Source organism: Neobacillus sp. OS1-32 (assembly GCF_030915425.1).
Lineage (GTDB): Bacteria > Bacillota > Bacilli > Bacillales > Cytobacillaceae > Neobacillus > Neobacillus paridis.
In genome coordinates this window covers 1,870,958-1,893,736 of sequence record NZ_CP133263.1, presented here as the reverse complement: position 1 = coordinate 1,893,736, position 22,779 = coordinate 1,870,958, and the positions used below count along the sequence as shown (strand labels likewise).

Genomic DNA, 22,779 nt, shown 5'->3' with positions numbered 1-22,779 from the left:
CCTTCGTTAAAACCCCCTAAATCGTTTACTGTTGTTCAGGGACATGATTAATATGAATATCGATAGAAATAACAGGGGGACACTGATAACCAAAGAGAAAACTTTCAACAGAGCCAGCAGGTGAAGAAAAAAGGCAATAACAAAAAATAGAATCATGATAACATAAGGTACCTTCTTCAAGGCTGAAATGCCACCTTTTAAATGATTTTATAACTGTTTATTATCATGTCTATTGTCCATCTCGTGAAATTATGACTTTTTGACAATTATGTGAAACATGGCACATACTTATTGTTCTAAGCTTGTCATCGTGTTATAGTAAACATGTGAAGTTGATCACCAACAAACATATACCCCTTTGTTTGACCGTGAAAAATTTCTCCCATCCCCTTTGTTCGTATTTATAAAAAAATGCCTTGCAGGATAACAACTGCAAGGTATTTTTTTTACCTAAAAAAAATGTCAGTTTTGTAACCGACATTTGATTAATCTTCAATATAGCGCCAAAACGTACCATATTTTGCAGGGATTTGTTCCACTACTTGTTTAAGCAGCAGTTTTTTCATTTCTCTTTCAATTTGGGTAATCGGTAGATTATAAACAATAGCAATCTCCTTTGAAGCAACAAATTTAAAAATCTTTAAAAATGTTTCCAAAGGCGGTGGTAAATCTTTTTCTGGTTTTTCTAAAAGCATTTCCTCTAGGATCTGAACGTATACTTCATAAGGGTAGGAACCGGTAATCTTAATTCCTTCGTCCTCAACATTCTCATTAAAAAACACGAGTGTGGGTATTTCAGTAACATCCATTTCGGTTGTTATTTGTAAGTCACATTGGAAAGCCTTCGCGGCACTTTCCGAATGCATATCATGTATGAATTCTTTTACATCCAATCCGACACTTTTGGCACATTCCTCAAGTACTTTTATATCCGAAATGTTTTGTTTCTCTAAAAATAAAACTTCCTGCAGCTTACGCAGAAATTTTATACCAACGCGTCTGCCCTGAAGTTCAGCCGCCTTAATAGCAAGGGAAACATTATATGGGGCATCAATTGGGTTTTCATGCCATAGACTGCCATCACAAGACATTCCCGACCTGCTTGCCGTTTTTTCCCATACCCTGGCCATATGTTCATAATTCTTTTTGCTGCTTAGGTTTAAAGTTGCCAATCGTCCACTAAGAACATGCTTAATGGAAAAGTAACGTCCATATTCAATTCGCAGCTTTTTAATAATCGGCTCTAACCCCCAGCACTCCGGACAGAGCGGGTCAATAAACATGTATACTTCGATCGGCTTTTTATCGTGGCTGTAACAATTCTTCTTCGAGTCAGGATACCATGTGTTATTCACGAGTGTCACCATCATTTTCCTCACCCGCATCTGGGGTGTTAATCATATGTTGGGCAGTAAAATAAAGGCGGGAATAAAGATCATCCCGAAGAGTTCCTGTTATTCCAACTTTGTCCATCGCTTGATTCATGCAAGACAGCCAGGCCTTTGCCCTTGTTGGTGTTACAGGGTGCGGCATATGTCTTGCGCGCAGCATTGGATGACCGTGTTCTTCTGTATATAAAGGGGGCCCGCCTAAATACTGTGTTAAAAACTGCTTCTGCTTCCTTGCGGTTTCGGATAAATCCTTTGGAAATATCGGAGCGAGATCAGGATGTTGTGCAACAAGACCATAAAAAGTATCTACTAGTCGATGAAGATTTTTTTCGCCTAGACTCTCGAATGGTGTTGGATTATCTTTGAACACGTTGACAACTCCTTTTTGATTCGTTCTAAGTTTTATTGTAGCAATGCCTTTTTCATATCACAAATTAATTGCCTAGAAAGGCCTATAATCAAGATATTAATGAGTAAAAAGCGATCGTTTAGAAAAGAAAAAAGTATGATTTATTTGTTTTGAGCCAGCTTTTCCTGATAAAAGCGGTGGATTTTGTTTTCCGATTTGCGTTTCGGAATTTTAAATTCCTGGAGGATTTTTTGAAACATCTCTTCCCCTTTTGAATGGTCTTCCACCTCATATTCCAGTTCGTAATCTTCTTTACCCAGATAAAAGCTGTGGTCAAGAACGAGCAGCCCAATTTCATACTTCAGTTCGACGCGTTTCGTTATAGTTGAGCCAAAGTAATGTAATTGTGAAAAAGCTATTCCCATCTCTTCAATCATTTTCTTAATATCTCCCAAGGGCAGCAGCCCAAATTGGATTGCTTTTGAAGCTTCCTCTTTTGTTAACGTTTGATTGGTTTCAAGAAGACCAATTGGCGCTGGCTGTTTTAATGTCATTTCAAACTGATTATTTTTTTGGCGGATTCGCAATGCTGAGCCCATGTTTTTTAAGGCAAACTCCGGGGTATCAAAGTAATGATTTTCCTGGGAGAAAATCTGCCCTTTATCAACTTGGAATGTTTGTAGCAATTTTTCATATTCTTGTTTTGTTAACATATTTTTAAATTCAATTTCAAGATTTTGCGTCACGATTGATCCATTCCTTTCACAAAAGTTTTCCCCCTTGCCTGGCTGCAAATCTTGGGGGAATTGGTGGAATTATGCTAAAATAAACATGTTCAATGTTGGAGGGAAGAGGATGACAAAGAGTACCTGTCCTACATGCCAGTATAACCGAAACAATGCTTCAATTAGAAGTTTCTAATATGAAAGGTATTAGTCATGCTGGGAAAGAAATGGTGAAAAAAGTAGAAGAAATCTTTAAATGATAGACATCGAGGTGGATTCAATGGAGCATTGGGAACAATTTTTAGCCCCTTATAAACAAGCAGTGGATGAACTGAAAGTAAAATTTAGGGGAATGAGAGGGCAATTTGAGCTCGACTCGGATCATTCACCAATTGAATTTGTAACGGGAAGAGTTAAACCAATTGCCAGCATTCTTGATAAGGCAAATCAAAAAGGAATCTCACTGGATAAATTAGAAGAGGAAATGCAGGATATTGCCGGGCTTCGAATTATGTGTCAGTTTGTTGAAGATATCTATCTTGTTGTGAATTTATTAAGAAATCGCAATGATTTTGAAATTATCGAAGAAAGGGATTATATTTCTCATAAAAAAACAAGCGGTTATCGCTCTTATCATGTGGTTATACAGTATCCTGTCCAAACTATTCGTGGAGAAAAGAAAATTCTTTGTGAAATTCAAATTAGAACGCTGGCGATGAATTTCTGGGCAACGATTGAACATTCACTTAACTATAAGTATAAAGGTGATTTTCCTACCGATATTCAAATGCGGCTTCAGCGTGCGGCCGAGGCAGCTTTCCGTCTTGATGAGGAAATGTCGTTAATCCGCGGAGAAATTAAAGAAGCTCAGGCCTTTTTTACCAGAAAGAAAGAAATGCAACAACAAGAGAAAAGCTAGTTGAAAGTTTTTTCATATGAGGAGAATCTGACAATGAAATTTGCAATTACGTCAAAAGGGGATCAAAAATCTAATACATTGATGCACAAAATAAGGACATATTTACTTGACTTTGATCTTACATACGATGAGGACCAACCGGATATCGTTATTTCGATTGGCGGTGATGGTACGCTGTTGTATGCCTTTCACCGCTACAGCAGCCGGTTAAGTAAAACAGCTTTCGTTGGGATTCATACGGGTAATCTTGGTTTCTATGCCGATTGGACCCCTGACGAAATCGAAAAACTCGTTATTGCGATTGCAAAAACGCCTTTTCAAGTGGTTGAATATCCTCTGCTTGAGGTCATTATCCGCTACTCTCATGCCGGCAAAGAAGCGAGGTATTTGGCCTTAAATGAATCCACTGTAAAAAGTATCGATAGTACGCTTGTTATGGATGTTGAAATCCGCGGTCAGCATTTTGAAAGGTTCCGGGGTGACGGACTTTGTGTGTCTACACCTTCCGGCAGTACAGCCTATAATAAAGCACTTGGAGGAGCCATTATTCATCCGTCGATTGCCGCAATTCAAGTCGCTGAAATGGCCTCGATTAATAATAGGGTATTTAGAACAGTGGGCTCGCCGCTGATTTTACCGGCGCATCATACATGCATGCTCAAACCCGTCAACCGCTCCGATTTCCAAGTAACGATTGACCATTTGACGCTGTTGCATAAAGACGTGAAATCAATTCAATTTAGAGTCCCGGAAGAAAAAATTCGCTTTGCCCGCTTCCGCCCGTTCCCGTTCTGGAAAAGGGTGCATGATTCCTTTATTTCTGATTAAGGCTGCTTAGGAGGCAATAGAATGACATCACAGTTTCAACTAAAGTGGGTAATGGAAGAAAACGGCGCGGGCCTCTTGATCAAAGAATTCTTAAAAAATGAAGAAATTTCCCGGACGGCTCTGACTGATATTAAATTTAAAGGCGGCAGTATCCTTGTTAATGGGGAAACGGTAAATGTCAGATACAAGCTCCAAAAAGGTGACGAATTAACCGTCATTTTTCCCCCTGAAGCTCCAAGTGAAGGGGCGAAAGGAGAGGATCTGCCGCTTGACATTTTATACGAGGATGAATTTCTCCTGATCGTGAATAAACGGCCAGAAATGAATACGATCCCTTCAAGGGAGCATCCCACAGGAAGCCTGGCAAATGCCATCGTTGGTTATTATGAACAACAAGGCCTTCGCGCTGCTCCACATATCGTTACACGGCTAGACCGCAATACATCAGGAATAGTCTTAGTGGCAAAGCATCGTCATGTTCATCATTTATTTAGTTTAATGCAGCGAAAAGGACAGCTGAAAAGGGCGTATGAGGCCATTGCTAACGGTTTGTTTGTTAGTGACAGCGGAACGATTATCGCACCGATTGGCCGAAAAGAAGAGAGCATTATTGAACGGGAAGTTCGTGAAGATGGGCAATATGCCTGTACCCATTACCAGGTAATCAGGAGATATCGTTCTTTTACCCGTGTTGAACTAAAGCTTGAGACCGGCCGCACCCATCAGATTCGAGTGCACTTGGCTTATCTCGGGCATCCGCTCATTGGCGATGATTTATATGGCGGCCCGGTTTCCGCTGGAATCAAAAGACAGGCACTTCATTGTAAAAAAATCACATTTACACATCCCTTCAGACGGGAGAGAATGACCTTCTCGGCTCCGCTTCCTTCTGATATGACGGGGTGTTTAGAGGCTGAAGAAATCTAGTCAGCCTCTATTTTTTCAATCAAATTGTTTAAATTTTTCTGCAATGTATGGCATAGTAGAAGAAACAGAAATTAGTTCCATTTCCGGATATCTTAAAGCCGTCAATTTACCGCCAAAAACGGCACCAGTATCAATATTATACGTGTTGTTGATTACCCTTGGTTCATTCACCGGGGTATGCCCATAGACAATAACAGCTTTTCCCTGATAGTTTTTCGCCCAATCCCTTCTGACTGGTGAGCCGTCAGGATGTTTTTCTCCGGTAATGTCTCCATACAGGACAAACTGCTTAACCCTGGCATGATGTTTTCCGATATACTCCTGTTTAATTCCGGCGTGTGCAATAACCAGCTTTTGCTGATCAAGGATTGCATAAAGCGGGGCGTTTTCATACAATTGGATAAATTGTTTACGAATGGACTGCTGCTCCTGTTTAGTTAATGAGTCATATTCTGCGACTGTTGTTTCCAATCCATGGGTAATCTGCACCTTGTTGCCAAGGAAAAAACGATAGAGCTTATTGCAGTGATTTCCCGGTGTATATATGCCCCTTTTCTGTTCCATAACAAGCTGCCAAACCACGTCGATTACTTGTAGGGATTCCGGTCCGCGGTCCGTTAAATCACCTACAAAGCCTAACATTCTATTGTTCGGATGAAGAGGGATGCCTTGTTCCCATTCGTAACCAAGGCGATGGGTAAGTTCTTTGAATTCCTGAAAACAGCCGTGAATATCGCCGATAATATCAATTTTCATGTCATAACCACCTTTTTTCTCATCATACTCTTTTTATCATTCTGAAGGAGGAGGATCTATGGAACAGCAAGTTTCCATCATTTCATTGCTTATTGTCGTCACAATGGCTTTTTTAACACCAATTATTTTACATCGCTTGAAATTAAATTTCATTCCCGTTGTTGTAGCGGAAATTATCATGGGTTTAATTATTGGTAAAAGCGGCATCAATATTGTCCATGAGGATATCTGGCTTTCTACTTTATCAACACTCGGCTTAATATTTCTGATGTTTTTAAGCGGTCTCGAAATTGATTTTTCGGCCTTCGCAGGCAGAAAAAAACGAGATGTTCTGCCAAATGGTAAAACAGAACCGAATTCATTTGCTGTTTCTTCGATTATCTTTTCCGGGATATTTGTATTATCCCTTGGCTTATCCTATTTGTTTGTCTTGGCAGGCTTTATTGATAATGCCTTCTTAATGACATTAATTATTTCGACGATCTCATTGGGTGTGGTGGTGCCGACCTTAAAAGAAGCACACTTAATGAAGACAGTTATCGGGCAGATTATTCTCCTGGTTGCGGTGATTGCCGATCTGGTGACAATGATTTTATTAACTGTTTTCGTTTCGTTAAATGAACCAAAGCATGAAAACACATGGCTTTTGTTAATTTTGTTTGCAGCGGGGATTGTGCTGTATTTTGTCGGTAAACGCTTTAAAAACCGAACCTTCATCGAGACGCTGTCAACCGGTACTGTGCAAATTGGTACACGGGCGGTGTTTACCTTAATCATTGTTTTAGTGGGATTGTCCGAATCGGTTGGGGCAGAAAATATTTTAGGTGCCTTCTTGGCCGGTGTTCTTGTTTCCCTGTTATCACCCAATCAAGAGCTTGTCCATAAACTCGATTCATTTGGCTATGGCTTTTTAATACCAATTTTTTTCGTAATGGTAGGAGTGGAACTTGATATTTGGTCCTTATTTAGTGAAAAAAAATTGTTGCAGTTAATTCCGCTTTTACTTATCAGTTTATTACTTTCTAAGCTAATTCCAGTATATTTCTTAAAAATTTGGTATGATACAAAAACAGTCATTTCCTCTGCCTTTTTATTAACATCGACATTGTCGTTAGTAATAGCGGCGGCGACTATTGGCGAACGGATAGGAGCTATCACGGAACAAATGAAAGGAACATTGATTCTGGTGGCAGTGATTTCCTCCATCTTCACGCCGATCGTTTTTAAAAAGCTATTTCCAAAAGAGGTGCTGGCAAAGAAAAAAATACCAGTTGCCTTTTTAGGTGCAAATCAGGTTACACTACCTGTATCGAGAGAATTAAAATCGGGCTTGTATGAACCGATTCTCTATCACCAAAAAATGGAGAAGGTAGAAATGCCAACTTCAAGTTCTCTGTTTGAAATCGAGGAAATCCCGGATTATTCTTTGGATTCGCTTGAAAACACGGAGGTCTTTCAGGCAGAGATCGTTGTCATTTCAACTGGTGATGAAGAACTCAACGCGAAGCTTGCTATTTCAGCAAAGGAAAAAGGAGTCCCGCGAGTGATTGTTCGAATTGAAAGCCCTGAATTGGATCAGTCATTACGTGAACATCATGTTGAGGTGTTTTCCTCGTTTATGTCTACAAAAGTATTGCTCAGGGCTCTAATTGAGTCGCCCAATGTGATGAATATACTAACAAACCAAGAAACCGGACTTTATGAAATTGTGATGAAGAATAAACAATTTGACGGAATGTCATTACGAAGATTTCCATTTACTGGAGATGTGATCATTGTCCGAATCTTTCGCGGCAAGGATTCGCTTGTACCGCATGGCGATACCGAGTTGCAGCTGTATGACCGCTTAATTGTTACCGGTTCAAAAGAATATGTTGATGAACTGAAGCGAGAATTGGAATTTAGCGAATCTTCCAGAAGCTTTTATTAAAGCCATTGTTCCTGCTCGATCTTTTGCAAAACAAGACAGCTTCTAAACCCTGCACTTTTCATTTTTTAATAATTGGTGTAGAATTAGTACCAAGTACTAATATCAGTTGATAACCTAGGAGGATTTTTCACTATGAACTTTTCTTTAGCTGGAAAAACATTCGTTGTCATGGGAGTAGCCAATAAACGCAGCATTGCTTGGGGGATTGCCCGCTCTTTGCACAATGCTGGAGCCCGTCTTGTTTTTACATATGCTGGCGAGCGGCTGGAGTCGAGCGTCCGTGAGTTAGCTGATTCTTTGGGGGCTGAAGGAACCCTTGTTCTCCCATGTGATGTAACGAGTGATGAAGACATCACAACTTGTTTCGCTCAAATTAAAGAAGCAGTTGGAACGATCCACGGTGTCGCCCATTGCATTGCCTTTGCCAAAACAGAAGAACTGAAAGGCGAGTATCTGAATACGACCAGAGATGGTTTCCTGCTTGCTCATAATATCAGTTCCTATTCATTGACAGCAGTTGCTAAAGAAGCAAGGGGGTTAATGACAGAGGGGGGCAGCATCGTAACCTTGACTTATCTTGGCGGTGAACGTGCTATTAAGAATTATAATGTAATGGGTGTGGCGAAAGCGTCACTTGATGCCAGTGTCCGCTATTTGGCAGCTGATCTTGGCAAAGATGGGATTCGTGTGAACTCTATCTCTGCCGGACCGATTAGAACTTTATCTGCCAAGGTAATTGGTGAATTCAATACTATTTTAAAAGAAATTGAAGAAAATGCCCCGCTTAGAAGAACAACAACCCCTGAAGAGGTCGGTGATACCGCCGTATTTCTGTTTAGTGACATGTCCCGCGGAATTACCGGGGAAAATATTCATGTCGATTCCGGATACCATATTTTATAATGGTAAAGAGCTGTCCCCTTTTGCTTTTTGTGGCATATATCCATTAACGTGATTAGGCAATTTGCATACATATAGAGTGTAGGCAGACGCAATTGGAGGTGATGCAGATGGCAAAAAAGAGAACAAAAGGCCCATTACTTTATATCAATCAGACTTTTACTAGAACACCGTTTAGTCCAAACAATCAGGAGATATATACAAGTAAGCGGGAAATAGAAGAGTTTGTCGAGGGGGAAGCGGCAGTTCAGGGGAAAGAAAGCAAAGAGTTAAAAACAGGGATCTTCCGCGAGCCAATACCAATAGAGATTGAACAAACGGATCAGAAACAGAATCAGGTTCCGGACGGTTCTCTGCCAAACGAAAAAGTTGTTTCCCATTTAAAAAGGGTAAAGCCATTTAATGAAATGGATGTAAAAGAAAGGATTGATTACTTACTCAATATCCCGAAAGTGCTCCCACCAATTCCATGTGTATTTTACACCACAACTGAAAATTACCAAGGATATCTTGCTGGTTTTGTCGACAACGAGATAACGATACAATTTCACAATAAATCGACAAAAACGATCCCCCTTGATCAACTCAAAAATATCATCATGATTGGGTTAAAAAAATAAAATGAAATGGCCAGCGGATTTCCCGGCTGGCCATTTCATTAGTGACAAATTCCCAAGTCGACATCAGCGATGCATTGGATGGCGCAGAAGCAGTTTAAGTCTACGGTCACACAGTCGTTTGTAGCTTGGAAGGCTGTTACATCACATACTGCTCCAAGATTAATGCAGCAGCCGCTTTCCCCTTTACCGGAAGTAGAAACGAGATTTACTGGGTGAAAGTTCCCGTGAGCGTCAGTTTTTCCAGGTGCTAACACCCGAAGTGTGGCACAGCAGTTATCAAAAACATCTTCTACGCGGAAGTAGATTGATACGCATGTAGGATTGTTGTTTTCAAAAAAGAATGCATTAAACGGCGTTCCGTCTGCTGTTTTTAATACAAACACCCGTGTATCTACAGTGGTTGAAGTAGGCGATACAAGCGAACCCAGCGGCTCGTTAAAACAGCTGGTACATGGCTGACATTCTTCAGCAGCAACGGCTTGTTGGAGATCATTAATTGCCCGGACTACTTGGCAAACACAGTTTCCACTGCTAAATTCGTGGTGAGATTTTCCACAACCCATTTATTTTTCCTCCTTAATCCGTAATATATCTTACATTACTAACATATTTCATGACCGCACTTTGGGTTACGGACAATTGCCTTATTTAGCAAAATTAGGCGGTTTTCCTAACGGTGGTGTGGGCAGAGTTCGAGTTTTCCGCATAGCTTGGCCGATTTTTTTAGTGGAGCAGCATGTCTCTTTGGTGAAAGGAAGGATATCTTTAATGGAAAACGTATCGTTTTTTCAGTTAATGATTTTATCTTTGGCAAGTTTTAGACTAACAAGGTTGCTGGTATTTGATAAGATTACAGAGTTTATCCGCCATCCCTTTTTCGATGAAGTGGAGGAGGAAAATGCGGCCGGAGAAAGGGAAATTTATTATATTCCTAAGCTTTCGGGGCCAAAACGTTTTTTTGGGGAACTACTTAGCTGCTACTGGTGTACTGGGATCTGGACGGCAGTTATCGTTGTTGGCTCATATTTTCTATTTCCGGGATACTCCTGGCCAATTTTTGTGATTCTGGCCGTAGCGGCCATGGCTTCTATTTTAGAAACAATTCTTCAATATTTTATGGAGAATTAAGGAGGATGCCTTATCCATCACCAGCGATTTTTCATAATCTAACAAGAGAAAAGGAACTGTCAAAAAAGGAGAGAAGGGTAATGAAAAGGAAACAGACAGGCGTAAAGACTGCCAAGATTCGTCAATCAGCAAACTCACTGAGGAAACAAGGCTGTGGCTGTGGAAAAAAAACATCTAAATAAGCGGAAAAACTGTCAGGATCTCTCTGGCAGTTTTTATATTTTCCATGATCGTTAGTCATAATTTTAAACAATCTCGAAAAAACTATATGGTAGCGATAGCTGAATTTGTCGAAGAGGGGGAAGAAATTGTTATGCTCATGATCCGTAATTTGCTAGTAGTATCTTGTATATTCCTGCTTACCTCCTGTAATCAAAACAACGAGGTAAAGAACAGTCAGCTGGCATTAATAAAAACAACCAATCCCGGCCCCGTCATTACCGATAATCAGGAACGAAGCTTAGGAGAAAATATTAAAGATGATGTTAGTTCTTTGCCTGAGCTTTATGATGTAGCAGTGGTTAAAGGTAAAAAAAATATCCTTGTAGTGTACAAGGTTAAACATTTACAGCGTTTCCGGATGAAACAAATCGAAAAGAATGTCACCGAGATGCTGAAAAGGAAATACCCAAATGAAACATTTACCGTTTCCAGTGACTATAAAATTTTTCTTGAGGCAGTCAGATTGGAGGAAAAAATAAAAGCAAAGAAATTTTCTGAAAAGAGAGCAGAAAAGCGCCTTCAGGATATTGTCGATATGACGGATAATACGAAGTAAGAAAGGAAGAAAAAGATGGCAAGCAAGCAAAAGAAAATGACGCCACAACAGCAGAATTACCAACAATTACAACAAAAACATGAACTGAAAAGACCAGTGTTAAAAAATTGTCTAAAGGCCTTCATTGTCGGCGGATTGTTTTGCGTTGTCGGACAGGCAGTAAGTTATTTTTACATATATTTTTTTAATTTTACCGAGCAGAGCGTTGGGAATCCGACCGTTGCGACAATGGTATTCTTCTCGATGCTATTAACCGGCTTTGGGGTATATGACCGGATTGGCCAGTTTGCTGGTGCAGGCAGTGCTGTACCCGTAACCGGATTTGGCAATGCTGTGATTTCGGCATGCATAGAGCATCGAACGGAAGGTTTTGTTCTCGGTGTTGGTGGAAATATGTTTAAGCTTGCCGGCTCCGTCATTCTTTTTGGGGTTTTCTCAGCATTTGTTGTCGCTCTGATAAAGACGATACTGAAAATCTGGGGGGGATTGTAATTGTTAAAGGGGCATCAAACATGGGTCTTTGACAAACGTCCAATGATTACGGCAACGGGGGTAACCGGAGGTCCATTTGAAGCGAACGGAAAACTGGCAAATGATTTTGATCTTTTGTTTGAAGACCTTTGGATTGGGCAGGACTCCTATGAAAAGGCACATCGGGTATTAATTGAAGAGGCAGCGAAAATTACCTTAAAAAAGGCCAATTTAGAAAAAGAACAAGTCCAATTTTTATTTGCCGGGGATTTGATTAATCAAATTACCCCAACAAATTTTGCAGCAAGAACCTTACAGATACCATACTTTGGCTTATTTGGTGCTTGTTCGACTTCAATGGAAGGCTTAGCCTTAGCATCCTTCGTCGTGAATTACCAAGGGGCAAAATATGTCTTGACGGGTGCCGCCAGTCATAATGCTGCTGCTGAACGACAGTTCCGTTACCCGACGGAATATGGCGGACAGAAGCCGCCGACCGCCCAATGGACGGTAACTGGATCCGGAATGGCTCTCGTTCAGGCAAATGAGCCGGAGAAGAACGTTCCGGTAACGATCTCAGCAACGATCGGTAAAGTAGTTGATATGGGATTAACCGACCCATTTAATATGGGTGGGGCAATGGCTCCTGCAGCAGCCGATACAATTATGGCTCATTTCCGTGATTTGCAATTGGACCCTTCCCATTATGATTTGATTATCACCGGCGACCTTGGCAGAATTGGTCATGATACAGCCTTTGAATTGATTAACAAAAGCGGTCTCAAGCTGGAGCGAAGACAATTCCTGGATTGCGGTCTGCTGATTTATAAAGAAGATCAGCCAGTACAAGCTGGAGCAAGCGGTGCCGCCTGTTCAGCAACCGTTCTTTATGGGCACTTACTTAAAGAGCTGAAAAAAGGCACATATAAGCGAATTTTGGTTGTGGCAACAGGTGCCTTATTATCGCCGCTTAGCTTTCAACAGAATGAATCAATACCATGTATCGCTCACGCTGTAGCGATTGAAATGAATCATTAAGGGGTGAATCGCTTGTTTGCAATGTTTTTTTGGGCATTTATTGTTGGAGGTCTCATTTGTGTCATAGGTCAGCTGTTATTTGATGTCGCTAAATTAACTCCAGGGCATACGTTAAGCTTGCTGGTGGTAGTTGGAGCAGTACTGGACGGATTCGGTTTGTATGAGCCGTTAATGGATTTTGCCGGAGCAGGTGCAACCATCCCGATTACAAGCTTTGGCAATTCACTCGTTCACGGAGCGCTCCAGGATGCCAATAAACACGGAATCATTGGAGTCTTAACGGGAATGTTCCAAGTAACCAGTTCAGGTATTTCAGCTGCCATTGTCTTCGGCTTTCTTGGTGCCCTTCTGTTTAAGCCTAAAGGATAAATGCTCATTTTTTATTCTATCGTTTGAGAAGCTTGCCCGTGCCTATACACATTATTTAGTGATTTCATATGTTATAAATGAGATTACTAAAGTGAGGTGACTATTCTATGTTTGGATACGGCGGCTGCGGTTTCGGTTATGGCGGTGGTTTTGGATACGGCGGCAGTTTCGTGTTAATCGTTGTATTGTTTATTCTATTAATTATTGTCGGCGCAAGCTGGTATTAATGAATTCTGAACGATTAATCGGGGAAGGGTTGTCCAAAAAGGGCTGCCCTTTCTTTGTTGGTGATTCACCAATTTTCACTTCCTTCATAAAATAAAGTAGTTTATGAAGGAGTGTGATTTTCGAACATGGATAATGGTTTCTTTAAAAACATAGAAAAGAAAACCGGCGTAAATATGAAAGATGTTTTTGAATTAGCAAATTCTTTGCAGCATGCAAATTTTAAGGATGAAAAAACAGTCCGAAGTGTAATCAAGAGGGTTTCTCGGCTTGCTAACAAACCTGTCAGCAGAGAACTGGAAGACCAGATTGTTAAAACGATCATCAACGACGGCAGTAAGCTTAATTTTGATACGATTTCCAATATGCTGAATAAAAAATAAGCAAAAAGGCCATTTCCCTGTTGGAAATAGGCCTTTTGGATCTTTGTAAAAAAGCTTGCTGCGTAAACGAAGGGTGTTATAGTTTTTTCATCATGGTTTTATGAGGAATTCCCGCATCCATAAATTCGTCGGATATGGCTTCATAGCCCAATCCCTCATAAAATGAGATAGCATGAGTCTGCGCATTTAATTTTAACTTCTCAATTCCATTGTCCATGGCATACGCCTCAATACAATTCATAATTGCTTTTCCAGCACCGTGTTTACGGTCTTCTTTTAACACGCAAATTCTTTCCACCTTACCAACTTGATCGACAAGGCGAAATCTTCCCGCACCGATTGGTGTCTCATCATGATACATCACAAAATGAACCGCTTCATCATCGTATTGATCAAGTTCCTCTTCAATTGGTACAAGCTGTTCCTCAACAAAGACAATTTTTCTTACTTTAAGGGCATCTTCAAGTTCTTTCTGAGTTTCGACTACTTTAACTGTCACTTGAATCTATTCCTTTCCAAGGCGAAATGTTTCATAAACGGTCCACGAAGCATTTTCTAATTGATAGAGAAGATGAAAGCGGTCAACCATTTCTTCATGGTTAAATTTGGTCATACGCAACGCTCCAAATACATCCGAATGCTCATCATTTGAGAGCTTTTGACCGATAGTAATATGGGGAACAAAGGCATATTCGTTTTTTTGTTCGGCCCATTGTTTATTTATTTCCGCATGCAAATTCATCAGTTCGTCAACCGGTTCTACTTTTAAATATATAACATTATTTACAGGATAAAAAGAGCTAATTTTTGAAGTTTTTAATATAAATGGGTGATTATTGCGGGCGGTTTGCTGCAATTTTTCGGCAAATTGTGCTGCATCCTCTTCAGTCGCTTCAAAAGCACTCATTAAGGTGAGATGCGGGGGAATCAAGGCATAATGCGGGTCATACCGTTTACGATAAGAATTAGCAAAGTCTTGAAGAGATTTGGATGGGAAAATAACAACACCAAATTTCATTGAAATACCTCCAATAGAATAGATTTTTATACATTGCTGGAAATCCTGGAAAGAAAAAGGCAAACAAAATTGTAAAATGTTTCTTGATATTATAACAAATTTTTCAATTATTAGAAATAACTATCTGAGACCTGGCAACAACTGCTGCAGCCAGGTTATCGAAAATCCAAATTTGAAATTGATTTACGAATTTCTGTAAAGAGGATAGGATCTTAAAAACTAAATTTTGTGTCATTTCTTCAACAAATGACTATATTGTAAATTTAAAAAAATACAAAATGGTACAATATACCTATAATAGAATGGAGGTTTTAGCGATGAAACCCGGACGACTTTTGTTACTTCTTTTCATAATGTTGATCATTACTGGATGTAGTTCCTCTAAATCAACCGGTAATGAAAAAGATGTGCAACCTGCATTGCCTTCCATTTCCATTATTGCTGATTCTGAGCAAGCTTTAGCCTTATTTAAAATGGAGGAAAAAAATATTGAAAAAAAATTCGGTGTGCGTTTGGAATACCATTACCCAGATAGATTAAATGATAACCTCGAAGATTTTTTGTTTGCCAGTGATAAAACGTATGATATTTATATGTTATTTCCGGCCAAATTACCCGAGTATGTTGAACGAAATATGCTTTTGCCATTGGATACATACATACAACAGACGGAAGGAATCGAAGACATCTTACCGGTTTATCGCAATCTCTATATGAAATTTGGCGGTCATGACTATGGTATGGTTTATGACGGAGATACACATCTGTTGTTTTACCGCAAAGATGTGTTTGAAAAATATAACGATGAATATAAAAAAACCTATGGTAAAGATTTAACTCCGCCTAAAACCTGGAAGGAATATGATCAAATTGCCAAATTCCTGACCAGGGATATTGATGGGGACGGTAAAATCGATTTGTTTGGCACGGCCATTTTTGGAGGTGACGCAAAACGATATATTTGGTTTGCTGAGCGCTATTTATCTATGGGTGGAAAATATTTTGATTCTAAAATGCATCCCCAAATTCAAAGTGAATTGGGAATGAAGGCATTACAGGATTTAATTAATTTGAATGACAGTGGAGCGACACCACCAAATTCCATGTATGACTGGATTGATTTAAATACAGCGTTTCTTCATGGAAAGTTGGCGATGGTGGTTCAATGGAGTGATACCTCACGCTTCTCTTACGATAAAAAAAATTGGGGCTCGAAAGTCCAAAATAAGGTTGGCTGGACGCTCGTTCCCGCAGCCGCCCCTGACAATCCTCGAGGCGGGGTCTGGATTGGCCGTGTGTTAGGGATTTCCAAACAATCTGCCAATCCTGATAAGGCATGGAAAATTATTAGTTATATTACATCAAAAGAAATAAGCAAGAAAGCATTTTTATCAAAGGATACGATAAATGATCCATTTCGTTACAGCCATTTTTCAATCGCTGGCAAAGGGGCTTTTCCAACTGAAGAAATGAATCAGAACTTCTTAGAAACCGTCAAATCCAGTTTAAACAATCCTAATGCGGATTTAATGATTCCAGGCGGATGGGACTATATGCAGGCACTCGATCAAAACATTTACTTGGCCCTGATTCATAAGAAAACAGCTGCTGAAGCACTAAAACAGACGGCTGATGAATGGAATAACATAACGAAAAAATATGGACAAGCACGGCAGGCCGCTCACTATCAAGAGTGGCAGAACCTCCTTAAGGAGGTAGGAAATCATGAAATTCATCAATAAATTAAGTTTTCGTATTTGGTTTGCGATCAATACCATTGTTCTTACCGGGGTGCTTACCCTTAGCGGTCTCTATCTTCATCGTGAGTCCTCACAACTGGAAAATAGTTTGAAAAACGAAGGGATTACCTCCGCAAATACGTTAAATGCGGCTATTGGCTTGTATATGCTCAGAGGCGAATATTCGAAAATTAGTCCGCTGACCTATTCACTACAATCACGGCCAAATATTGCTTATGTCATTGTTCGCGATAAGGAAGGTACCACGATTAATCAAAAGGGTGAAACAAGCATTGATAAACAGCATCTTATGATTACGAAAGTACCACTTGAATATTTTCAAGAGCATGTTGGGGAAGTGGAGATTGGTTTAAAAACGAAAGCTCTTGAAGAACAACAAGACAGGTTGTTGCGCGATACATTTTTTACTGCGGTTGTTTATTCCCTTTTGTCGCTGATTATTTCTTTTTTGATATCGAGTAAATTGACTGCGCCAATTCAAAAATTAATAGTAGCAACAAAAAAATTAACAGCTGGTGAGCGTAATGTTGAGGTATGGGCTAAACACGAAATTGTTGAAATACAAGAATTATCCACAGAATTTAATAAAATGGCCCAGACGATTAATGATCACGAAAAAATTTTAGTGAATGAGATTGAAAAAGCAACCAGGAACCTGTCGGAAAAGGTGGAAATCCTTGAGGTTCTGGCAAGTATATCAAACTCCGTATTGGAGGATGATATCCAAAGTATTGAGGTTATGAAACGAACATTAATCAGTATTAAAAATTATATAAAAGCCGACCAAATTTCTTTTACGCTGATTAATAATAATGAAAGGTTGGAAGTATTTGGACTTGAGCAAAATGAGAATTTATCTTCTTTGGAATTGAAAATGGGCGATAAGACGATCAATGCTGCAATTCATAAAAGGGAAGTTATTGTTCGAAATCGTCTTCATGCAAACAACATGTCCTATTATGAACAGTTACTTTATTATGATGGACTGCGTTCGTTATTAATTCTTCCGATTATTGCAAAAAATAAAGTCCTGGGAACATTAAATATTGCCAGTCAACAACAGGATTATTTTTCCCCGGATGTGATCGAGAAATTATCAGTCTTCACAAATCAGATTGCACTTGCCTTTGACCGGGTTGCTGCCTATGAATCTTTACAAAAATCGGCCTATTATGATTATTTAACGGGACTGCCAAATTTCCGATTATATAAAAATAGTATCCAGGAGGCATTGGAACAGGCAAATAAACAAAACAAAATGGTTGGGGTTATGTTTCTCGACCTCGACCGTTTCAAAATGGTTAATGACACATTTGGTCATGCGGCAGGAGACTTTTTATTGCAGCATATTGGCAAACTGTTAATATCATGCTTGTCTGAGAAAGATGTAGTTTCCCGAATCGGCGGGGATGAGTTTTCTGTTTTATTGGCAAATATCAGCGGGCAGGAAGAAGCGATTGACATTGCTAAAAAGATCATGAAAGCATTAGCGGCACCCGTTATTATTCAGGGCTGCAAACTTCACATCTCGGCAAGTATTGGAATTTCTTTCTTCCCTCAAGATGGTACAGATGTTGAAAGTTTAATCAGACATGCTGACCGGGCGATGTACCGAATTAAAAAGCAAGGTAAGAATAATTATGGCATTTACTCAACCTATGAAGATGACAACATGGCCAACCCAATTGTGCTTGAGAATGATTTGCGGAAGGCTTTAGAAAGAAATGAGTTTGTCGTTTATTATCAGCCCAAAATTGACGTGGAGCGAGAAATGATATCAGGGGTTGAGGCGTTAGTAAGATGGGAGCATCCGAAAAAAGGCCTGATTACACCGATTCATTTTATTCCGTTAGCTGAAGAAACGGGTCTAATTCTGCAGATTGGGGAATATGTTCTCCGCCAAGCTTGTCAACAATGTGTTCAGTGGCAGCGTCTGGGCTTACCGCCAATACCTGTTTCTGTTAATTTATCAATCGGGCAGTTTATGCAGTCAAACCTGATTAGCAATATTCAAAGAATTATGAATGAGACGGGGATTCAACCGGAATTGTTAGAGTTTGAAATTACCGAAAGTATGTCGATGAATTTAGAACGCTCAATTGAAATTTTATCGGAGTTGAAAAAGCTGGGTGTTCATATTAGCGTTGATGATTTTGGCACTGGTTATAGTTCATTGAATTATTTGCGGCAACTGCCGATTGATACGGTAAAAATTGATAAGTCGTTCATGAAGGGAATACCAAATGACCGAAACAACGAGGCTATTGTCGCTACGATTATCAATATGGCTCATAATTTAAATTTAACGGTTACCGCTGAAGGTGTCGAAACGTTTGACCAAGTTCAATACTTGCGTAAGCATAATTGCGACAATATTCAAGGCTTTTACTTTAGAAGACCGCTGCCGGCAGAAGTTTTCGAACAAGAATTTCAACATATTTTAAATGATATTCAAAAGGTAACCAAGATCCCGATTTAGCAGTTATAGGTTGATACTTAAGGCTTTCAGATCTCTTATTTTCTGTTTAAAAAATGGAACGATTATAATTCTACTTGGCAAAATGGATAAAAACATATTGACATTGTACGGAAATTAAATATAATTAGAAATGTACTTAATAAGAGATCTGTTAGCTCAGCTGGGAGAGCGCAACCTTGACAGGGTTGAGGTCGGGGGTTCGAACCCCTCACAGGTCATCAAGACGGTAGAATCGTTGATATAAAGCGGTTTCTACCGTCTTTTATTTCCATAGATTTTGCTAATATCTCTTACAGAAAAGTAGAGAAACTAATTCGGGAAAATATAGTAAGGAGAAATTTACTTATCGTGAGCAAGTCCGAGTGAAAAGAGTTGACGGGTAAATTTTGAAAATGGACGGGTAAAGGACCAAAATCGACGGGTAAAGTTCCAATTTTGACGGGTAAAATTAGAAAAATGACGAGTAAACAAAGCTTTACTCTTGTATAATTAGTTTGGTTTTGTTATTATTTATTCAATTCAATAGGATTTCCTTCGGGGTCGGGTGCAATTCCCAACCGGCGGTGATGAGGCATGCCTCTTAGTCCGTGACCCGGATTCATAGATCATATGAAAACGGTGGATTTGGTGAAATTCCAAAGCCGACAGTAAAAGTCTGGATGGGAGAAGGAAAAGCAAATTGTGCAAAAATGCTATTTTTTGACGTTTATTTGTTATGCGCTTTTTTCTCCCTTGCCGAAATAGGTAAGGGAGATTTGTTTGTTTGGAGAGATTTATTATGAAAGGGGAACATTTTTTTTGAAATGAATGATCATGAATATATGAACCTTGCTCTTTCACTTGCACGCGCCACTTTAGGTCAAACAAGTCCTAACCCGAGTGTAGGGGCAGTGTTAGTGAAGAATGGTCAATTGGTGGGAACTGGTGCACATTTGAAATCCGGCACTCCCCATGCAGAAGTTCACGCTATCCATGAAGCTGGAAGTTCTGCTGAGGGGGCCATTATGTATGTTACACTTGAACCATGTAGCCACCAAGGGAAAACACCTCCATGTGCTGACCTCATTATCAATACAGGCATTCGTAAGGTCTTTGTAGCAACTCTAGATCCAAATCCTCTTGTCGCAGGCAAAGGCGTTGAGAAGCTAACAAAAGCGGGTATCGAGGTTGAGGTGGGATTATGCCAAGAAGAAGCGATCCAGCTCAATGAAAAGTTTTTTCATTTTATTCAAACAAACACTCCATTCATAACAATTAAAGCAGGCATTTCATTAGACGGTAAAATAGCAGCGAAATCAGGAGACAGTAAGTGGATTACCTCTCCTGAGTCACGACAAGATGTCCATCATCTTCGTCATGAGCATGATGGAATACTAGTAGGAATCAACACCATCTTACAGGATAACCCTCTCTTAACCACCAGAAGACCCCAAGGTGGAATTAATCCCATTCGAATTGTATTGGACACGAAATTAAAAATTCCAGTGTCTGCAAATGTCGTCCAAGATCGCTCTGCGAGAACCATCATTTTTACAGGAAACCAGATTGATTTAGAAAAGAAAAAAGAACTTGAAAGGCTTGATGTAACCATTATTTCTCAAGAAAGCTCCACTCTTTCTTTGAAGGAAGTACTGAAGACATTAGGGGAGCAGCAGATTATATCCGTACTTGTAGAAGGCGGGTCGGAAATTCATGCTTCATTCATCGAGGAAAATGCTTTTCAACAAATCATTACCTATGTTGCTCCAAAAATTATTGGCGGCAGAGATGCTTTTTCTTTTGTTGGAGGAATTGGTCCTGAACTTGTGAAGTTAGGAAAACAACTACGCTTTACAGAGATTAAACAGCTGGGACCAGATATAAAAATAACGGCAAAACCTCTTAAAGGGGAGGAAAGCGAAGAATGTTTACCGGAATCATTGAAGAATTAGGAACCATTCAAGGGATAAAGTCCCAAGGGAGCACACTCGTCCTAAATATTAAGGCAAAGAAGGTCTTAGAAGATATAAAGCTTGGAGATAGTATCTCAGTAAATGGTGTCTGCTTGACCGTAACGGAGTTTACCCATGCTTCATTTTTTTTGGATGTGATGCCCGAAACCTTTCACAGCACTTCTCTAGCTCACCTGCAGCAAGGCTCACTCGTTAATCTAGAAAGGGCCATGAGTTCCAATGGACGTTTTGGAGGTCACTTTGTTACGGGCCATGTTGACACGGTTGGACAAATTGTTAAAAGAGAACGAAAAGAAAATGCGATATATATTGACATTCAATATCCTAATGAATTCAATCATCTTGCTCTGTATAAAGGTTCTATTGCACTTGATGGCACTTCCTTAACTATATTTGGGACATCCGATAATCAATTGACCGTGTCGATCATCCCTCATACGGCAAAGGAAAGTGTCCTTGGTATGAAAAAGGTTGGGGACAAGGTTAATATCGAATTTGATATGATCGGCAAGTATCTACATTCCTTTTTTGAAAGGAAAAACCCGCACAATCATAAAGCTAGTATTTCAATGGATTTTCTCAAAGAAAATGGATTTATGTAAATCGGAAGGAGTAATAGCATGATATTCCATAAAATAGAGGATGCATTAGAAGATTTAAAGGCAGGAAAGGTGATTATTGTTTGTGATGATGAGGATCGTGAAAACGAGGGAGATTTTGTGGGGCTGGGTGAGTTTGCGACGCCAAACATGATTAACTTTATGGCTAAAGAGGGCAGAGGACTTATTTGTGTTCCCATTTCTGAGTCATTTGCAGACAGACTGGAACTAAAGCCAATGGTCGAAGTCAACACAGAAAGTCACGAGACAGCCTTTACTGTTAGTATTGATCATATTGAAACGACCACAGGTATTAGTGCATTTGAGAGAGCATTGACCGTTCAAAAATTACTTGATGAGGACGCTCTTCCAAGTGATTTCAGACGACCTGGGCATATTTTTCCGCTTGTGTCGAAGGAAGGCGGAGTGTTACGGCGTGCTGGTCATACAGAAGCTGCCATCGATTTAGCTAGATTAGCAGAATCAAAAGCAGTAGCTGTGATTTGTGAGGTCATGAATGATGATGGAACAATGGCGCGAGTGGACGACTTAATAGAGGTTGCGAGAAAGTTTGATTTAAAAATGATTACAATCAAAGATTTAATTGAGTATCGACTTGAGCATGACACATTAATAGATAGGGAAGTGGAAATCAGTCTTCCTACTGAATACGGGGACTTTAGAGCTATCGGGTTTACGAGTAAAAGTGATGGCAAAGAGCATGTTGCCCTTGTAAAAGGGGAGATTCGTGCAGAAGAGCCTATCCTTTTAAGAGTACATTCAGAATGCTTAACGGGGGATGTGTTTGGCTCTAATCGTTGTGATTGTGGCCCCCAGCTTCATGCAGCTCTTTCTCAAATTAATAAGGAAGGGAAAGGCATCCTTCTGTATATGAGACAAGAAGGAAGAGGGATTGGTCTCATCAATAAATTAAAAGCGTATAAACTTCAAGAAGAAGGTTACGACACGGTTGAAGCGAACCATAAACTAGGTTTCAAAGCCGATTTACGTGATTATGGAGTTGGTGCTCAAATCTTACGAAATCTTGGAGTGAAAAAGATGCGTTTATTAACCAATAACCCGCGAAAAATAACAGGTCTTGCCGGGTACGGCTTAGAGGTAGTCGAACGTGTTCCTCTGCAAATGCCACCCAAAAAAGAAAATGAACAATATTTAAAAACAAAACAAGAAAAACTTGGACATTTATTAACTTTTTAAAGGAGTGGAATATAAT

25 protein-coding genes, 1 tRNA gene and 1 riboswitch are annotated in these 22,779 nt (G+C 39.8%); of the genes, 19 read left to right on the top strand and 7 right to left on the bottom strand.

Annotation, left to right across the window (positions count from 1 at the left end; all coding sequences use genetic code 11):
- Positions 1-485: 485 nt before the first annotated feature.
- From RCG24_RS09610 to RCG24_RS09600, 3 genes are all read right to left on the bottom strand, one after another.
- On the bottom strand, positions 486-1,355 hold the full coding sequence (locus RCG24_RS09610) for a ClpXP adapter SpxH family protein (protein WP_308078946.1): 870 nt from the start codon (positions 1,353-1,355) through the stop codon (positions 486-488).
- Positions 1,348-1,761 carry a globin domain-containing protein gene (locus RCG24_RS09605; protein WP_202653681.1) on the bottom strand — a complete coding sequence of 138 codons (414 nt, stop codon included), beginning with the start codon at positions 1,759-1,761 and terminating at the stop codon, positions 1,348-1,350. The genes RCG24_RS09610 and RCG24_RS09605 overlap by 8 nt, the downstream gene beginning before the upstream one ends.
- 140 nt (positions 1,762-1,901) lie before the next feature.
- Positions 1,902-2,486 carry a CYTH domain-containing protein gene (locus tag RCG24_RS09600; RefSeq protein ID WP_202653682.1) on the bottom strand — a complete coding sequence of 195 codons (585 nt, stop codon included), beginning with the start codon at positions 2,484-2,486 and terminating at the stop codon, positions 1,902-1,904.
- A gap of 259 nt (positions 2,487-2,745) precedes the next feature.
- Here RCG24_RS09600 and RCG24_RS09595 point away from each other — a divergent pair, with 259 nt between their 5' ends.
- Genes RCG24_RS09595 through RCG24_RS09585 form a run of 3 tightly spaced genes read left to right on the top strand, consistent with a single transcriptional unit; the run spans position 2,746 to position 5,139 of the window.
- The gene (locus tag RCG24_RS09595) at positions 2,746-3,384 is read left to right on the top strand and encodes a GTP diphosphokinase (RefSeq protein ID WP_235888046.1); all 639 of its coding nucleotides are present in this window, start codon (positions 2,746-2,748) and stop codon (positions 3,382-3,384) included.
- Between the two features lie 33 nt (positions 3,385-3,417).
- Positions 3,418-4,212 (top strand): NAD kinase, encoded by a 795-nt coding sequence (locus RCG24_RS09590; protein WP_308078945.1) that lies wholly within the window; start codon positions 3,418-3,420, stop codon positions 4,210-4,212.
- A gap of 21 nt (positions 4,213-4,233) precedes the next feature.
- Positions 4,234-5,139 (top strand): RluA family pseudouridine synthase, encoded by a 906-nt coding sequence (locus tag RCG24_RS09585; protein ID WP_202653684.1) that lies wholly within the window; start codon positions 4,234-4,236, stop codon positions 5,137-5,139.
- 15 nt (positions 5,140-5,154) lie between these two features.
- Here RCG24_RS09585 and prpE read toward each other — a convergent pair whose 3' ends face one another.
- Positions 5,155-5,895: a bis(5'-nucleosyl)-tetraphosphatase PrpE gene (gene prpE, locus RCG24_RS09580; protein WP_202653685.1), complete on the bottom strand. Its 741-nt coding sequence runs from the start codon at positions 5,893-5,895 to the stop codon at positions 5,155-5,157.
- A gap of 58 nt (positions 5,896-5,953) precedes the next feature.
- Here prpE and RCG24_RS09575 point away from each other — a divergent pair, with 58 nt between their 5' ends.
- The 3 genes from RCG24_RS09575 to RCG24_RS09565 all read left to right on the top strand — a co-directional run bounded on the left by RCG24_RS09575 (position 5,954) and on the right by RCG24_RS09565 (position 9,345).
- Positions 5,954-7,825, top strand: coding sequence for a monovalent cation:proton antiporter family protein (locus RCG24_RS09575; protein ID WP_202653686.1), 1,872 nt, complete (start codon positions 5,954-5,956; stop codon positions 7,823-7,825).
- Between the two features lie 132 nt (positions 7,826-7,957).
- The gene (gene fabI, locus RCG24_RS09570) at positions 7,958-8,728 is read left to right on the top strand and encodes an enoyl-ACP reductase FabI (protein WP_202653687.1); all 771 of its coding nucleotides are present in this window, start codon (positions 7,958-7,960) and stop codon (positions 8,726-8,728) included.
- Positions 8,729-8,835: 107 nt separating this feature from the next.
- Complete coding sequence (locus RCG24_RS09565) at positions 8,836-9,345, top strand: CotO family spore coat protein (protein WP_202653688.1); 510 nt, start codon at positions 8,836-8,838, stop codon at positions 9,343-9,345.
- Between the two features lie 38 nt (positions 9,346-9,383).
- Here the strand turns inward: RCG24_RS09565 and RCG24_RS09560 are convergent, their stop codons facing one another.
- Positions 9,384-9,908, bottom strand: a complete 525-nt coding sequence (locus RCG24_RS09560) for a CotY/CotZ family spore coat protein (RefSeq protein ID WP_202653689.1) — start codon at positions 9,906-9,908, stop codon at positions 9,384-9,386.
- Positions 9,909-10,113: 205 nt separating this feature from the next.
- On the opposite strand from RCG24_RS09560, the gene RCG24_RS09555 reads away from it, so the two are divergent.
- The 7 genes from RCG24_RS09555 (at position 10,114) to RCG24_RS09525 (ending at position 13,737) form a co-directional block, all read left to right on the top strand.
- On the top strand, positions 10,114-10,473 hold the full coding sequence (locus RCG24_RS09555; RefSeq protein ID WP_202653690.1) for a DUF1360 domain-containing protein: 360 nt from the start codon (positions 10,114-10,116) through the stop codon (positions 10,471-10,473).
- Between the two features lie 226 nt (positions 10,474-10,699).
- The gene (locus tag RCG24_RS09550) at positions 10,700-11,251 is read left to right on the top strand and encodes a YhcN/YlaJ family sporulation lipoprotein (RefSeq protein ID WP_308078941.1); all 552 of its coding nucleotides are present in this window, start codon (positions 10,700-10,702) and stop codon (positions 11,249-11,251) included.
- Positions 11,252-11,266: 15 nt separating this feature from the next.
- Positions 11,267-11,743: a stage V sporulation protein AC gene (gene spoVAC / locus RCG24_RS09545; RefSeq protein ID WP_202653691.1), complete on the top strand. Its 477-nt coding sequence runs from the start codon at positions 11,267-11,269 to the stop codon at positions 11,741-11,743.
- On the top strand, positions 11,744-12,760 hold the full coding sequence (gene spoVAD, locus RCG24_RS09540) for a stage V sporulation protein AD (RefSeq protein ID WP_308078939.1): 1,017 nt from the start codon (positions 11,744-11,746) through the stop codon (positions 12,758-12,760).
- A 12-nt stretch (positions 12,761-12,772) separates the two neighbouring features.
- Entirely contained in the window at positions 12,773-13,129 is a 357-nt protein-coding gene (gene spoVAE / locus RCG24_RS09535) for a stage V sporulation protein AE (RefSeq protein ID WP_202653693.1), read from the top strand.
- Between the two features lie 107 nt (positions 13,130-13,236).
- Positions 13,237-13,356, top strand: coding sequence for a YjcZ family sporulation protein (locus tag RCG24_RS09530; protein ID WP_202653694.1), 120 nt, complete (start codon positions 13,237-13,239; stop codon positions 13,354-13,356).
- Between the two features lie 126 nt (positions 13,357-13,482).
- A complete protein-coding gene (locus tag RCG24_RS09525; protein WP_202653695.1) occupies positions 13,483-13,737 on the top strand; it encodes a sporulation-specific transcription regulator SpoVIF in 255 nt (84 codons plus the stop codon).
- A gap of 76 nt (positions 13,738-13,813) precedes the next feature.
- Here RCG24_RS09525 and RCG24_RS09520 read toward each other — a convergent pair whose 3' ends face one another.
- Positions 13,814-14,236, bottom strand: coding sequence for a GNAT family N-acetyltransferase (locus RCG24_RS09520; RefSeq protein ID WP_308078938.1), 423 nt, complete (start codon positions 14,234-14,236; stop codon positions 13,814-13,816).
- Between the two features lie 6 nt (positions 14,237-14,242).
- On the bottom strand, positions 14,243-14,755 hold the full coding sequence (locus RCG24_RS09515) for a YjcG family protein (RefSeq protein ID WP_308078937.1): 513 nt from the start codon (positions 14,753-14,755) through the stop codon (positions 14,243-14,245).
- 317 nt (positions 14,756-15,072) lie between these two features.
- Between RCG24_RS09515 and RCG24_RS09510 the strand changes: the two genes are divergently transcribed.
- The 6 genes from RCG24_RS09510 (at position 15,073) to RCG24_RS09485 (ending at position 22,763) form a co-directional block, all read left to right on the top strand.
- A complete protein-coding gene (locus RCG24_RS09510; RefSeq protein WP_308078936.1) occupies positions 15,073-16,497 on the top strand; it encodes an ABC transporter substrate-binding protein in 1,425 nt (474 codons plus the stop codon).
- Positions 16,481-18,994, top strand: coding sequence for an EAL domain-containing protein (locus RCG24_RS09505; protein ID WP_308078935.1), 2,514 nt, complete (start codon positions 16,481-16,483; stop codon positions 18,992-18,994). The genes RCG24_RS09510 and RCG24_RS09505 overlap by 17 nt, the downstream gene beginning before the upstream one ends.
- Positions 18,995-19,139: 145 nt before the next feature.
- Positions 19,140-19,212: transfer RNA gene (locus tag RCG24_RS09500), tRNA-Val, on the top strand.
- Positions 19,213-19,520: 308 nt separating this feature from the next.
- A riboswitch (FMN riboswitch) is annotated at positions 19,521-19,669 on the top strand.
- A gap of 128 nt (positions 19,670-19,797) precedes the next feature.
- Complete coding sequence (gene ribD, locus RCG24_RS09495; protein WP_202653700.1) at positions 19,798-20,925, top strand: bifunctional diaminohydroxyphosphoribosylaminopyrimidine deaminase/5-amino-6-(5-phosphoribosylamino)uracil reductase RibD; 1,128 nt, start codon at positions 19,798-19,800, stop codon at positions 20,923-20,925.
- Entirely contained in the window at positions 20,898-21,548 is a 651-nt protein-coding gene (ribE, locus tag RCG24_RS09490) for a riboflavin synthase (RefSeq protein WP_308078934.1), read from the top strand. Before ribD ends, ribE begins: the two co-directional genes overlap by 28 nt.
- A gap of 21 nt (positions 21,549-21,569) precedes the next feature.
- Positions 21,570-22,763, top strand: a complete 1,194-nt coding sequence (locus RCG24_RS09485; RefSeq protein WP_308079149.1) for a bifunctional 3,4-dihydroxy-2-butanone-4-phosphate synthase/GTP cyclohydrolase II — start codon at positions 21,570-21,572, stop codon at positions 22,761-22,763.
- Positions 22,764-22,779 lie beyond the last annotated feature (16 nt).

Coding starts and splice junctions, on each gene's coding strand:
- RCG24_RS09525 (WP_202653695.1), top strand. CDS start 13,483: ATGGATAATGGTTTCTTTAAAAACATAGAAAAGAAAACCGGCGTAAAT.
- spoVAC (WP_202653691.1), top strand. CDS start 11,267: ATGGCAAGCAAGCAAAAGAAAATGACGCCACAACAGCAGAATTACCAA.
- RCG24_RS09575 (WP_202653686.1), top strand. CDS start 5,954: ATGGAACAGCAAGTTTCCATCATTTCATTGCTTATTGTCGTCACAATG.
- ribD (WP_202653700.1), top strand. CDS start 19,798: ATGAATGATCATGAATATATGAACCTTGCTCTTTCACTTGCACGCGCC.
- RCG24_RS09560 (WP_202653689.1), bottom strand. CDS start 9,908: ATGGGTTGTGGAAAATCTCACCACGAATTTAGCAGTGGAAACTGTGTT.
- RCG24_RS09595 (WP_235888046.1), top strand. CDS start 2,746: ATGGAGCATTGGGAACAATTTTTAGCCCCTTATAAACAAGCAGTGGAT.
- ribE (WP_308078934.1), top strand. CDS start 20,898: ATGTTTACCGGAATCATTGAAGAATTAGGAACCATTCAAGGGATAAAG.
- fabI (WP_202653687.1), top strand. CDS start 7,958: ATGAACTTTTCTTTAGCTGGAAAAACATTCGTTGTCATGGGAGTAGCC.
- RCG24_RS09585 (WP_202653684.1), top strand. CDS start 4,234: ATGACATCACAGTTTCAACTAAAGTGGGTAATGGAAGAAAACGGCGCG.
- RCG24_RS09530 (WP_202653694.1), top strand. CDS start 13,237: ATGTTTGGATACGGCGGCTGCGGTTTCGGTTATGGCGGTGGTTTTGGA.
- RCG24_RS09505 (WP_308078935.1), top strand. CDS start 16,481: ATGAAATTCATCAATAAATTAAGTTTTCGTATTTGGTTTGCGATCAAT.
- RCG24_RS09515 (WP_308078937.1), bottom strand. CDS start 14,755: ATGAAATTTGGTGTTGTTATTTTCCCATCCAAATCTCTTCAAGACTTT.
- RCG24_RS09565 (WP_202653688.1), top strand. CDS start 8,836: ATGGCAAAAAAGAGAACAAAAGGCCCATTACTTTATATCAATCAGACT.
- RCG24_RS09555 (WP_202653690.1), top strand. CDS start 10,114: ATGGAAAACGTATCGTTTTTTCAGTTAATGATTTTATCTTTGGCAAGT.
- prpE (WP_202653685.1), bottom strand. CDS start 5,895: ATGAAAATTGATATTATCGGCGATATTCACGGCTGTTTTCAGGAATTC.
- RCG24_RS09590 (WP_308078945.1), top strand. CDS start 3,418: ATGAAATTTGCAATTACGTCAAAAGGGGATCAAAAATCTAATACATTG.
- RCG24_RS09550 (WP_308078941.1), top strand. CDS start 10,700: ATGATCGTTAGTCATAATTTTAAACAATCTCGAAAAAACTATATGGTA.
- RCG24_RS09510 (WP_308078936.1), top strand. CDS start 15,073: ATGAAACCCGGACGACTTTTGTTACTTCTTTTCATAATGTTGATCATT.